Origin of the sequence: Actinophytocola sp., from assembly GCF_049647105.1 — a bacterium.
Lineage (GTDB): Bacteria > Actinomycetota > Actinomycetes > Mycobacteriales > Pseudonocardiaceae > Actinophytocola.
On the sequence record NZ_JBARWZ010000321.1, the window covers coordinates 1 to 10,970 of the forward strand.

Annotated in this window: 15 protein-coding genes; 3 read left to right on the forward strand and 12 right to left on the reverse strand. The window is 66.8% G+C overall.

Going from position 1 to position 10,970, the window contains the following annotated elements; genetic code table 11:
- Positions 1-54 precede the first annotated feature (54 nt).
- From WBA97_RS39700 to WBA97_RS39735, 8 genes are all read right to left on the reverse strand, one after another.
- The gene (locus tag WBA97_RS39700; RefSeq protein WP_424236349.1) at positions 55-804 is read right to left on the reverse strand and encodes a DegT/DnrJ/EryC1/StrS family aminotransferase; all 750 of its coding nucleotides are present in this window, start codon (positions 802-804) and stop codon (positions 55-57) included.
- Positions 801-1,853: a radical SAM protein gene (locus WBA97_RS39705; RefSeq protein ID WP_424236351.1), complete on the reverse strand. Its 1,053-nt coding sequence runs from the start codon at positions 1,851-1,853 to the stop codon at positions 801-803. Before WBA97_RS39705 ends, WBA97_RS39700 begins: the two co-directional genes overlap by 4 nt.
- The gene (locus WBA97_RS39710) at positions 1,837-2,550 is read right to left on the reverse strand and encodes a dTMP kinase (protein ID WP_424236353.1); all 714 of its coding nucleotides are present in this window, start codon (positions 2,548-2,550) and stop codon (positions 1,837-1,839) included. Before WBA97_RS39710 ends, WBA97_RS39705 begins: the two co-directional genes overlap by 17 nt.
- Positions 2,529-3,377, reverse strand: coding sequence for a class I SAM-dependent methyltransferase (locus WBA97_RS39715; protein WP_424236355.1), 849 nt, complete (start codon positions 3,375-3,377; stop codon positions 2,529-2,531). Before WBA97_RS39715 ends, WBA97_RS39710 begins: the two co-directional genes overlap by 22 nt.
- A complete protein-coding gene (locus tag WBA97_RS39720; RefSeq protein WP_424236357.1) occupies positions 3,377-3,871 on the reverse strand; it encodes a phosphoribosyltransferase in 495 nt (164 codons plus the stop codon). The genes WBA97_RS39715 and WBA97_RS39720 overlap by 1 nt, the downstream gene beginning before the upstream one ends.
- Positions 3,872-3,876: 5 nt before the next feature.
- Complete coding sequence (locus tag WBA97_RS39725) at positions 3,877-4,584, reverse strand: 7-carboxy-7-deazaguanine synthase QueE (protein ID WP_424236359.1); 708 nt, start codon at positions 4,582-4,584, stop codon at positions 3,877-3,879.
- Positions 4,581-5,027 (reverse strand): 6-pyruvoyl trahydropterin synthase family protein, encoded by a 447-nt coding sequence (locus WBA97_RS39730; protein ID WP_424236361.1) that lies wholly within the window; start codon positions 5,025-5,027, stop codon positions 4,581-4,583. Before WBA97_RS39730 ends, WBA97_RS39725 begins: the two co-directional genes overlap by 4 nt.
- Before the next feature lie 369 nt (positions 5,028-5,396).
- Positions 5,397-6,005, reverse strand: a complete 609-nt coding sequence (locus WBA97_RS39735; protein ID WP_424236363.1) for a hypothetical protein — start codon at positions 6,003-6,005, stop codon at positions 5,397-5,399.
- 206 nt (positions 6,006-6,211) lie between these two features.
- Between WBA97_RS39735 and WBA97_RS39740 the strand changes: the two genes are divergently transcribed.
- Both WBA97_RS39740 and WBA97_RS39745 read left to right on the forward strand, forming a co-directional pair.
- Complete coding sequence (locus WBA97_RS39740) at positions 6,212-7,069, forward strand: Scr1 family TA system antitoxin-like transcriptional regulator (RefSeq protein WP_424236365.1); 858 nt, start codon at positions 6,212-6,214, stop codon at positions 7,067-7,069.
- Positions 7,066-7,248 carry a DUF397 domain-containing protein gene (locus WBA97_RS39745; RefSeq protein ID WP_424236367.1) on the forward strand — a complete coding sequence of 61 codons (183 nt, stop codon included), beginning with the start codon at positions 7,066-7,068 and terminating at the stop codon, positions 7,246-7,248. The genes WBA97_RS39740 and WBA97_RS39745 overlap by 4 nt, the downstream gene beginning before the upstream one ends.
- 402 nt (positions 7,249-7,650) lie before the next feature.
- Here WBA97_RS39745 and WBA97_RS39750 read toward each other — a convergent pair whose 3' ends face one another.
- The 4 genes from WBA97_RS39750 to WBA97_RS39765 all read right to left on the reverse strand — a co-directional run bounded on the left by WBA97_RS39750 (position 7,651) and on the right by WBA97_RS39765 (position 10,400).
- Positions 7,651-8,100 carry an FxsA family protein gene (locus WBA97_RS39750; protein WP_424236369.1) on the reverse strand — a complete coding sequence of 150 codons (450 nt, stop codon included), beginning with the start codon at positions 8,098-8,100 and terminating at the stop codon, positions 7,651-7,653.
- Positions 8,101-8,127: 27 nt separating this feature from the next.
- On the reverse strand, positions 8,128-8,493 hold the full coding sequence (locus WBA97_RS39755) for a DoxX family protein (protein ID WP_424236371.1): 366 nt from the start codon (positions 8,491-8,493) through the stop codon (positions 8,128-8,130).
- Between the two features lie 297 nt (positions 8,494-8,790).
- On the reverse strand, positions 8,791-9,501 hold the full coding sequence (locus WBA97_RS39760) for an SAM-dependent methyltransferase (RefSeq protein ID WP_424236373.1): 711 nt from the start codon (positions 9,499-9,501) through the stop codon (positions 8,791-8,793).
- On the reverse strand, positions 9,498-10,400 hold the full coding sequence (locus WBA97_RS39765; RefSeq protein WP_424236375.1) for an N-acetyltransferase family protein: 903 nt from the start codon (positions 10,398-10,400) through the stop codon (positions 9,498-9,500). Before WBA97_RS39765 ends, WBA97_RS39760 begins: the two co-directional genes overlap by 4 nt.
- A gap of 185 nt (positions 10,401-10,585) precedes the next feature.
- Between WBA97_RS39765 and WBA97_RS39770 the strand changes: the two genes are divergently transcribed.
- Entirely contained in the window at positions 10,586-10,948 is a 363-nt protein-coding gene (locus tag WBA97_RS39770; protein WP_424236377.1) for a YybH family protein, read from the forward strand.
- The last annotated feature ends 22 nt before the right edge of the window (positions 10,949-10,970 follow it).

A 10,970-nucleotide genomic window follows, 5' to 3' on the forward strand; every position in this document is an offset into this window, starting at 1 on the left:
GGCACAGCAGGCACGGGCAGTCCAAGTGATCACGTAGCGTCAAGAACTTCATGATCACCGACGCCCGTGCCTGCCCCACATCCAGGTGGTCACGCCTACCCCACCACCATCATTCGCCGGAGCCTCTAAGCGGAAGTTGTGTGCGAGCCGGGACATCGGCATCTGCCCGCTGTCGGCGGTCTGCCAGTGGGAGCGGTAGGCGCGCGCTTGGTCGGCCAGGTAGGGATCATTGGTGGTGAGGAAGCCGCCCTCGCCGGTCGAGAGCAGTTTGAGACGGTGGGTGGAAAAGCAGCCGATGTCAGCTCGGATTCCGACCTGATTGGTCAGGCGGCGCACGGCGGGCGATGCGGGCTGCATCGACGGATCGGCAATCGTGGGGGATTCGTTGGTGGTGCCGAGGGCCTGGCAGGCGTCAGTGACCAGCGCGAGGCCACGATCGGCGGCGAAGGAGCGGGCGAGGTTCTCGTCGCCCGCTCGTCCCCACAAGTACACCGGAAGCATGACCGTGGTGCGGTCGGTGACCTTGGCCGCGAGGTCGTGGTAGTCGAAGTCTCTGCCGTCCGGGGTGCAGTCCACGAAGACCGGGGTAGCGCCCAGGTGGTGGACGGGCGCGGCGGCCATGACCACGCTCAACGCGGGCATCAGCACCTCATCGCCTGGCTGTACGCCGACGGCGTACAGGGCGCAGTGCAGCGCGGTGGTGCCGCTGGAGACCGCGACGACGTGGTCGACGCCGAGGTGTTCGGTCAGCTCCGCCTCGTAGGCGGCGACCTCGATGTCGGGCAAGAAAGTGGCGAGGGTCATCGGTCTCCTCCAGTGGAGGCGATGAGGCGGTCGAAGTCGGTGAGAGGCCACATGCTGACGCAGTCGCGGCTGTAGAACGGGCAGTCGCAGCCGCCGTCTGCGGGCTCGGCGGGGAACAGTTGGGCTGCGGTCGTGTCGCGGATGCTGCGCTGGGTGCCGCGAGCGGCGGTGTTGGCGATGCGGTATTGCGAAGGGCAGTCCCAGACGCTGCCGTCCGGCTCGATGAACGCGAGCCGGTGGCCACCGAAGCAGCCGTGGACGGTCTGCAGGTGCTGACGCACGGTAGACACGATCTGGCCGGGGTAGCGCTGCTCAGGGAGGGCGAGCGGGTGTCCGGCGTCGTAGATCGTGTCCAACGCGGCGGCGAGTACGGGGATGTCGGACTGGCGCAGGCTGAGCTGGGAGTGCAGTTCGTGGTCGAGGGCCAGCGAGATCGGCTGGGGCACGAAGTAGTCGGCGCCGAGCTCGGCCGCGAACGCCGCGGTGGCGGGCAGGGTCGCCAGCGTGTGCCGTGAGATGACGGTGTAGACGCCGATGCGCACCATGATGCGGGCTGCATCACGGTCGCCAGTGAGGGCGCGGATGCCGGAGACCACGCTGTGCCAGCCGTCCTTGTGGTTACGTGAAGGGCGGTAGGCATCGTTGGCCGTGGGGTCGACTGAGTCCAGCGACACCGACACCGCGTCAACGCCGGTGTCGCGCAGCATCTCCCGGATGTTGGGGCGGTTGAGTGGCATGCCGTTCGTGCATACCGTGACCGCGATCCCGGCCTGGTGGAGCGTTTGCAGGACCGCGCCGATCGCGGGCCAGATCAGAGGTTCGCCACCGGCGACGAACACGCGGCTGATGCCGCTGTCGGCCGCAGTGGACAGGAAGCGGGTGATGTCGGCGAGGTTCAGGTCGTTGTGAGGAAGGTGGCTGAGTTGTCCGGGCTGGGTGGGCAGGGCGACGCGGTGGTCCTCAAGGGTGCCGAAGTAGCAGTAGGTGCACCCCAGGTTGCAGGGTGATCGCAGTGCCCACAGCACGGAGACGTCACGATGCAGTGGCATGAGGTCTCCTTCCGCGTTCGCTGGCGGCCTGTCGAATGAGCGTGTCGAGCTCGTCGAGCACCTGGCTTTCGGTGTGTCCGGACCGGTCGATGGTTCGGACACGGTCCGGTTGCTGTTCAGCGAGGCGGCGGTAGAGCCGGGTGGCTCGCTCGACCAGGGCGAGTTGCCCGGTAGTGAACGGGGTGCCTTCGCGCATGGTCCAGCGGGCTGCGCACACGTCGAGGTCCTCGATCAGAAGCACGGTCAGGTCCGGCAGCGGACACCACGGTGCAGCCGTGGTGAAGACGTGCTCAGCCAAAGACCACACGGCGTCGTCGTCGCTGTCGGAACCGGCGAGGATCGCGGCCTGGTAGATCGCCACGGTGTCGAGGCCGCGATCTTCGAGCACGATCTGCGGTGGCGAAGACATTCGTTGCACGAGCTCACGTTCGCGGGTCTTGAGCGCCAGCAGCGCGAACGTCTCGGTCAACGGATGCCCGGTTCGCAGGAACCGGTCCCCGGCGGACGCCAGCGCGGCGATGACCTGGGTGGGAACCTGCTCACCTTCGGCGTCGGTGAGCTCGACCAGCAGCTGGCAGGACGCCAGCCGCGACGCCAGCCGGCGGGCGAGGTGGGTCTTACCGACACCTTCCGGACCCTCGACCGACACCCAGAACGGCCGGGTAGCAGGCGAGGTCATGCCGACCGTCGCGAACACACGTTGAGCACCTCGGTGGCATCCCCCTCGAGCGCGGTGGCCACCACCGGCCCGAGCAGGGCGTCAGGCGTGTGCTGGCTCATCCGGCGGTACAGCGCGGCGGCATCAGCGCCGAACCGCTGACCAACAGCGTCCTCGGTCGCCTCGGGGGTCAGTGGCGGCAGGATGCCGACGACGTCTTCGACGACGAGACCGACCTTGTCCAGCACAGTCACCAGCTCCTCGTGCGCCCACTCGTAGACATGGACGCGGTGTTGCAGCTTCCGCGGCGGCGGGCCGGTAGTGTTCGGGGTGGACAGATACAGCCGACCTGTTGGGCTGAGAGCTGCGGCGGTGCGTTGGAGGCTGTCGATCGCCAGTTCGCGGGGCAGGTGTTCGAGTGCCGAGGTGTAGACCGCGATGTCGAACGGTTCCAGCTCTGGCCATGGCTGTGACACGTCGATCTCGTGGAACTCGACGGGGAAGCAGGTCGGGTAGATCGTCTCCAGATCTTCCCGGCGAGCGTGGGCTTCGGCGAGGTGGTCGGGGCTGATGTCCAGGCCGGTGTAGCTGCCCAGCGCGGGCTGGTAGCGGTACAGCACCGGTAGCTGCAGGCCACGACCGCAGCACACGTCGACCATCCGGTCACCTGGGCGGGTTCGTTCGGCGATGTAGAGCCGCTGCAGGTAGTTCATGACACCGGTTGGCTTCATCTCGCCGCGAGAGAGTGCGGTGTAGAAGTCGTCCATCTGGTTCACGGAGTACGCGCCGATCATGGGTGTGCCGGACCGGGTGTGGTACTCCTCGCCGAGGTCTTCTGGGGCGTGGTTGGGTGATGCGGGCTGCATCAGACCTCCCAGGGGAAGTGGACCCATCCGGCGCAGGTGGTGCCGATGTAGTCCAGGGTTTGTTGTGGGGCGACGAGTTTCGAGCGTTCCCAGTTGACGGTGTTGACCACGAGCGCGACGCGGCGGACACGCGCCACGCGGTGGGAGATGAGGGCGGCGGAGGTGTCGAATGTGGCTCCGGATCCGGCCACGTCGTCCACGAGCAGCACGTCCGCGTTGATGTCGAGGACGCCAACAGAGACCGGGTTGACTATCTGGGGTCGAGCGGCTTTCTCCCCATTGGGTTGCTCGGTCAGGGTGCGCGTCACTTCGATGCCGCGGACGTCGCGCACCGCGAGCTGGTGCGCGAGCAGGACGGCCGGCACCATCCCTCCACGCAGGATCCCGATGATGGTCTGGGGCACACCGTCGTGGCGGATGATGTCTGCGAGGGTGGAGATGTACTCGTCCACCTGGTCCCAGTTGAGGCTCAGTGCTATCGCCGTGTCGGTCATCACCATCACCGTGCTCCGGTCAGAGTGTGCAAGCGAGTGCTCACGTTCCAGCCGCGTTCCAGGGCTGGCTCATGAATGGCGGCGGTGCCGGCCAGGACTTTTTCCGGGGTATCGCCTTCGGGCATGACCCAGATCCGTTTTAGGCCGAAGGTATCGATCAGCTCACCGATCTCGCTGAAGTCAGAAGCAACGTCGGTGACGATGAACTTGAACACCGCCCGGCCTGTGTCCTGCAGCGCGGCGAGTGCCGGCGGCACGATCCGGCGGGAGTAACCCACGCCGGAGTTGGCGAGCTTCGGGCTGACGACCCAGAGGTCCACCAGGTCGACGAGTTCCGGTACCGGGGCCAGCGTTCCGTTCGTCTCGACCTGCACGCGGACGTCCTCACCGACTCCAGCAGCGAGGGCGGTCATCGCCGGCTGCTGGATCATCGGTTCTCCACCGGTGATGACCATCAGGTCGACGTCGCACTCGGCGACCCAGTTGATCAGCTCCGGCACTGCAACGCGATGGCTGACGTCGGTGGGCTGGTATTGGGCCCAATCCCAGGTGTACTTCGTGTCGCACCAACTGCAGGTGAGGTTGCACCGGGAGAATCGGCAGAACACGCACCGCTGTCCAGTAAGCGGGCCTTCGCCCTGGAAGGATTCGAACTTCTCCGCAAGGATCGCGGTGCCTTCAACACGGTTGAAGGGAAGCGGTAACGGGTTCACAGCGACTCGCCTCTTTCCCACCGCGCGCTGGATGTAAGGGTTTCGGACACCTGAACCGAGACGAGGCGGCCGTGGAGGTGGGTTTCGAGGTTGTTGATGAACCAGTGGCCGAGGTGTTCGGCCAACAGTTCGCTGGTGGGGTGGAAGTCGACTTCGTCGTTGAGTCGCCGGTGGTCGAGGCTGTTTTTCAGGTAGTCATTGAACGGGGCGAGGTCGCCGAAGTCGGTGACGAAGCCGTGTTCGTTAAGTTGTTCGGCAGTCAGGGTCAGTGTGACGACGTAGTTGTGGCCGTGGTTGCGTCTGCATTTGTGTGTTTCGGGAAGCATCCAGAGTTCGTGACTCGCGCTGAATTCGAAAGATTTCGAGATGATGAATCGGCCGACTTTTTCAGATCTTCCTTCTGGGATCATGAACGTTTCCGCCTCCCAGTCTTTGATGGACAATCGCCTCAACCTGCGCACCCGTTTCATCGACCGTGTGCTGCAGGTTGCATCACGGGGCGGTCGTCACTCGTACGGCCTCGGGTCGGCTCGACAGGTCTGGGATCGGCTGTGCGACACGCTTTTCGTCGCGCCCGGGCCCCGACCTGTAACCCTGTGGGGCCTCGTATCCGAAGGACGGGCGACGTCGTCGAGTGTGAGGGTGCGGGTGCTTCTGACGGTGAGGTACGCCGCGCACCCCCGCACCGGCCAGGCGTTCGCCTATGCCGTTGGTCTCGATGCGGATCAAGTGCCACTCGGTCTCCGACGTCCACGCGGTCAACCGCAGCATGGGCCGCCAGGCGTGAGGCCCCTCGCTGGGGTGGCCCGTTGTCAGGCACGGTGTGGTCCGCTCTGGCTAGGCGGGGCGATGGCGCGGGGGAGAACGGGCCAGCCGTAGGAGAGGACGGGGTTGGGTAGCTCAGCGATCGCGTCGAGCATGTCGCGGAGGGTGCCTGATCCCGCCCATCGGTCCTGGCCGAGCGGGTCGACGCGGTAGGCCATGGCGTCGGTCTCGCCCGCGATGGCGATGCTGTCGGACCAGCCGTCCGACCATAGGCAGGCGCCGTTGAGTTGCGGCTTCTCGGGCTCGTAAACGAACACCCAGCCAGACAGGCGCTGCTCCACGAGCCTCCACAGTTGGGGGTGAACGTTGAGTGCGGCCGCGCCGGCGTCGGTGAGCATCGCGAGGGCATCTGCCTGTTGAGGGCGGTGGGGCTGGTGGTTCATGCTGCGTCCACATGGGTTGTTGTCGGGGGCGATGGCCAGGCGGCCGCCGATCGTGCGGTGGTCGCGCGGTAGAGGCAACACGTCGTGTGTGGCGCGAAGGCGATGCACGGTGCATCGAGGGGCACCAGTGATGCTGGCGGCCATTGTGATCAAGAGGCCAAGCAGGCCAATGAACAGCAGGAACCCGACGGTCGGGGTGACCACGTCCCACATGACTGTCCTGCCTCCTCGGCGTCGAAGGACCGGCTTCAAGGCTGGCGAGGTGACGTGGGAAGCTCAAACAAGAAGGAACCAAACCGTCCTGAGCAAGTCACCTCGCCAGCACTTGAACGGTATCGTTTGATGATGACAAATGCGTGTGGCCAAACGGGTGATTGTCAAGGATTGGTTGCGCTACTCAACGTGATTAAGGTGTCCGCATGGCAATCGGGACCACCCGCGGCAAGCGTCGGCTCGGACGACACCTTCAGCCGTACTTAGACCGGCGAGGGCTCAAGCCCGCCGACCTGGCGAAGGAACTGCGCACCTCTGAGCAGACGATCAAGCGCCTGTTCAAGGGCGACAACCTCGTGAACTTCCACCTGTTCAACGCCGTCCTGGGAGCTCTCGATCTGTCGCCAGAGGAGAAGCACGCGGCACAAGAACTGTACGACGTCGCTGACGCGGACATCAGCACGATCGAGCACGCCGACTCCATGCAGCCGAAGTACCGGCGGTTCCGGCTGGACGAGAGCGAGGCGTTTCGTGAGCGCAGCCTCGACACCGTGGTGATCCCTGGTCTGCTCCAGACTGCTGCCTACGCCCAGTCGCTGTCCCTGTCCAACCGGCCAGGTTGGAAGGGCAAATGGGATCCTGAGAAGGCTGCGGCAGAACGCCGGAACCGGCAGGCGATTCTGACCCGCGAAGATCGTCCACTTCAGCTCGAGGCTTTGGTGGATGAACGTGTACTGGATCTCATCGTAGGCGGCTCGGAGGTGATGGCAGAGCAATATCAACACCTCCTGGCTATGGCGAACCTCCCGAACATCACGATCCGGCTCCTCGCGAAGGACCGCGGAGCCTATGGCGCGATGTCGGGACCTCTGTTCCTCCTCGACTTCGCCGAAGAGGACGAACCGCCATCGGCGTACGCAGAGAACGTGCTCGGCCTCGACGTAGTCGAGAAGCCCGAGGACGTCTCCATGCTCGCGGCCGTGTGGGACGGCGCAGCGAGCATGGCGGTCTCTCCCGAGGACTCGGAGGAGATCATCAAGCAGAAGACAAGAAGGAGCCCATGACCGGCGAGCCAACCAAGAGGAAATGGCGCAAGAGCAGTCACTCGGCCTCGAACGACCAATGCGTGGAGATGGACAACACGCGGACGGCCTTCCGCCACAGCAAGATCCACGGCATCGAACTTCACTTCGAGGGGTATGCGACGGTCACGTCCTTCATCACGATGGTGAAGGGCCTGTGACGACTGGGCTGTAGCTGCCTCTCTTCAACTGTGGAGGGCCCGGACCGCCGGTCCGGGCCCTCCACAGTTGAAGCATGCGGCATCGTCCTGATTTGACTGCCGCAAGGTGCGTGCTTGGCCGCGGAACGGCGCCGACGCCCGGTGCCCGTCACGATCGTTCGCGACCAGACCGACCAGCTTCATGCCCGCGCACTCGCCGCACCAAACGACCTGGCCGCCCGATCGACTTCGGTGCGAGCAGCGGCAAGTGGTGCCAGGGCCGCAACGTCGCCGAGCGCTGCTTCAACAAGCTCAAGCAGTGTGCGGGCTCGCGATGCGATCAGACAAGACCGCCCGCGACCAGCACTCCGGTCAGTGCCTCGCCGCCACACTCCACTGGGTCCAGACCTTGACCAGCACGGCCTAGTCGCGCGGTTCGATCCTCGGGGCGTCGATGATGATCGGGTCGTCCTCGACGATCTCGCCGTCCACGACATCGTGGTGGGCCACGCGGGCCTTGGCGCGCGCCTGTGCGCGGCTCAGCAAACGTTTGCGTACCACGGCCCTGGTCGGCGGGAACAGCAGCAGCAACGCCGCAACGTCACTCAGGAAGCCAGGGAACAGGACCAGCGCCGCGGCGACCCCGATCAGCATCCCGTCCGCCATCTCGGGGCTCGGGTCGCGCCGGTTGCGCAGCGCCTCGGAGAACGACGTGAGCGTGCGGGTGCCCTGCCTGCGCAGCAGCGCCACCCCCGCCATCGACACGACGATCAGCAGCAGGATGGTCCAGAGCGCGCCTACCGCCTGGCCGACCGCGATGATCACGGCGAGCTCGGCGATGATCGCGATGAGCAGCAGCACGAAGACAGGCATACCTCTCCAACGTGCGAGCGCCCGGATTCACTCCCGGGCCTTGATGGCCTCCGTGACCAGCGGGATCTGCAGCGGCAGCCGGGCGAGCATCACCGCGCGCAGCAGTGGTCGCCGCCAGAACAGGCGGACTGCCCGAACGTTGCCGGGGAAGACCGCGACGAACAGCGCCGCCGCGAGTGAACCGCCGAGTCGCCTGGTGCGTGGTACCGCCAGCAGGCCCGCGACGCCGAGTTCGGCGGCACCCGACGCGTAGGTCCAGAACCGTGCCGTGCCGGGCAGTGCGGGCGGGACCAGCGTGTCGAACGGCTTGGGGGTCGCGAAGTGCAGCGTCCCGGTCGTCGTGAGCAGTGCGGTCAGGCGCAGCGCGGCTCGTTTTCCCCGGTTGGAGGCCATGGGGCACTCTAACCGGGGTAATATTCTACGAAACCTTGACGATTGATGGTCGATTTGTAGAGAATGATCGGATGGTGTCCTTCGCACGCATCCGGCCGTGACCAGCGGCAAGGACAAGGTCTTCTGCGCCGGTGGCGGGTACGAGCTGGCGCTGGCCCGCGACCACACGTGCTGGTCGACGACAACTCCTCGACCGTCGCCGCGCTGGGGTGGCCAGAGGAGGTGCTCCGCGGCGTGCTGTCGGGCAACGCCGCGAAGCTCTTCCCCAGCCTGGACATCTGACGCGCCTTCAGGGCATCAGCGGGCCAGGACCAGGTACGCGAGGCCCATGACGCCCCGGTACGCGGTCAGGTACTCGCGTTCCCGCGCGTCCTCCCGCGACGTGACCTCCGCCGCCATCGGGTCGCCCGGGTTGGCCAGTACCCATTCCCGGAACCCGGCCCGGTGGCGGGACTCGAAGTCGTCCCACTCGCGCTGGTCGGCGACGCTCATGTGCAGCACCTGCCAGCCCGTGTCGCGGCAGGCCGCGACCAGGTCCGCGAGCGGCAGCAAATCGTCACCGAAGATGGCGTGTGCTGCCGGGGTCGGTGCGGTCTCCCAGCAGCCGTCGCCGACCAGGACCCGGCCACGCGGCACCACGTCCGCGAGGGCGGTGAGCATGGCGCGGCTGCCGCCGAACGCGTGCGAAGCGCCGATGCACAGTGCCCGGTCGGCGGTGTCGCGCCAGTCGGCCGCCTGCCGCTCGACGAACTCCACGTCGAGCCCGCGTGCCAGGGCCGCCCGCCGCCCGCGGTCGAGACCGGCGGGGTCGGTGTCGACGCCGACGGCCTTCGCCACGCCCCGTGCGGCGGCCAGCAGCAGCAGCTCACCCCAGCCGCAACCGAGGTCGACGACGCTCGTCGTCTCGGTGAGGTCGAGGTGGTCGAGCAGCTCCGCCGCGTGGCCGGCGCTGAGCGGGGTGTTCCAGCGCAGCGCGGCGTACCGCGCGGCGGCGAGCGAGTCCGTCACTTCAGGTAGACCCTTTCCTCGGTGATTGGGTAGCCGGCCTTGGCGAAGTTCGCCGCCATCGGCGTGTTGGTGGTGTCGGTCTCGGCGACGATGGTCTCGACGCCCTCCTCGACCAGCAGGTGTGTGGCCTCGACCAGCAGGTCGTAGGCGTAGCCGTGGCCGCGTTGTGCGGGCACCACGCCGATGATCCCGATGACCGGGTTCGCGTAGTTGCGGCCCGGCACGGTCAGCCCGGCGAGCTCACCGTCCGGGGTGTACGCGACCCGCCACCACTCCCGAGGCGACGGCATCCACTTGAGGAAGTCCATCTCTTCGCGGGCGGCCGCGTCGACACCGTCCTTGTCGCGGGTCCTCGTCTCGTGTGCGTCGAGCGAGCCGACGACGATCTGGCGGAGCACGTCGAGGATCCGCTTGTCGTCCGGTTCCGGCCGGAAGACAAGCCGTCCCGGCCGCGGCGGCAGCCCGTGCTCGGGGGTCCAGCGATAGCGCAGCCGCTCGACGAACGGCGTCATGCCCGCCCGCTTCGCGACGTCGATACGGGCCTCCGCGGCGGCACACACGGCTGCCTGCTTCCGCCACCCAGGCGGCAGGAGCAGGCAGTACTCGACGGCGAACCCGGCTTTCCTGAGCAGGTCGACGGCCGCGTCGGCCTCGCCGTCGGCGAAGTCGAGCCAGTCGAGGGCGAAGGGCGCCTGGTCGTCGGGTCCACCCCACCAGGCGGCCCGCGCGACGACCTCGCCGTCACGCAACGCCACCCACGTCCACTCGGGACGGTACTGGTGCAGCGTGACCAGCTCGCGGTAGTCGCGGTCGACGCTCTGGAATCCGACGAGCACCGGGTCGGTGAGGGAGAGGAAGAGGTCTTCTTCACCCGCGGTGAGCGGGCGCAGTTCCAGCATGTCTGTCCTTAGGGGAGAACTGTGCTCCCCCGCGCGGACGCCTGGAATGCGAGGTGGGAGCACATGGTCGTGGTCGCGAACAAGGCCCTCACCTCCCTTCGTCTCTGGGCGTGATTACAGGTAACCATGCCGGTCAACCCAATAACGCGGCAGAATTGTCGGTGCCCGGTGGCAGAGTCCCGCGCATGGCAGTCATCACGAGCCGGCCGAAGGCGGCCGACCCCAACGACCTGGGAAAATTCTTCGTCGACCGCGCGACCGCGGGTGACGTCGAGGGCCTGGTGGCCCTGTACGAGCCGAACGCGGTGCTGACGTTCCCGGAGGGCTCGATCGCGTCGGGACATCAGGAGATCCGTGTCGTGTACGAGAGTTTCGTGGCGTCGGCGCCGGTGTTGTCGCCCGGCCGCCAGCGCCGCCCACTGGTGAGCGGCGACCTGGCCCTGACGGCCACGGAGCTGCCCACCGGCGACGTGACCGTGGAGATCGCCCACCGCCAGCCCGACGGGTCCTGGTTATGGGCCGTCGGCAAGCCTTCGTTCATCCCGTGATCGGTCGGCGGCGCCAGGAGCG

Bases quoted from the DNA above. Each gene is read 5' to 3' on its own strand.
- WBA97_RS39770 (WP_424236377.1), top strand. From the start codon at position 10,586: ATGGCAGTCATCACGAGCCGGCCGAAGGCGGCCGACCCCAACGACCTG.
- WBA97_RS39740 (WP_424236365.1), top strand. From the start codon at position 6,212: ATGGCAATCGGGACCACCCGCGGCAAGCGTCGGCTCGGACGACACCTT.
- WBA97_RS39750 (WP_424236369.1), bottom strand. From the start codon at position 8,100: ATGCCTGTCTTCGTGCTGCTGCTCATCGCGATCATCGCCGAGCTCGCC.
- WBA97_RS39755 (WP_424236371.1), bottom strand. From the start codon at position 8,493: ATGGCCTCCAACCGGGGAAAACGAGCCGCGCTGCGCCTGACCGCACTG.
- WBA97_RS39735 (WP_424236363.1), bottom strand. From the start codon at position 6,005: ATGTGGGACGTGGTCACCCCGACCGTCGGGTTCCTGCTGTTCATTGGC.
- WBA97_RS39765 (WP_424236375.1), bottom strand. From the start codon at position 10,400: ATGCTGGAACTGCGCCCGCTCACCGCGGGTGAAGAAGACCTCTTCCTC.
- WBA97_RS39705 (WP_424236351.1), bottom strand. From the start codon at position 1,853: ATGCCACTGCATCGTGACGTCTCCGTGCTGTGGGCACTGCGATCACCC.
- WBA97_RS39700 (WP_424236349.1), bottom strand. From the start codon at position 804: ATGACCCTCGCCACTTTCTTGCCCGACATCGAGGTCGCCGCCTACGAG.
- WBA97_RS39715 (WP_424236355.1), bottom strand. From the start codon at position 3,377: ATGCAGCCCGCATCACCCAACCACGCCCCAGAAGACCTCGGCGAGGAG.
- WBA97_RS39720 (WP_424236357.1), bottom strand. From the start codon at position 3,871: ATGACCGACACGGCGATAGCACTGAGCCTCAACTGGGACCAGGTGGAC.
- WBA97_RS39745 (WP_424236367.1), top strand. From the start codon at position 7,066: ATGACCGGCGAGCCAACCAAGAGGAAATGGCGCAAGAGCAGTCACTCG.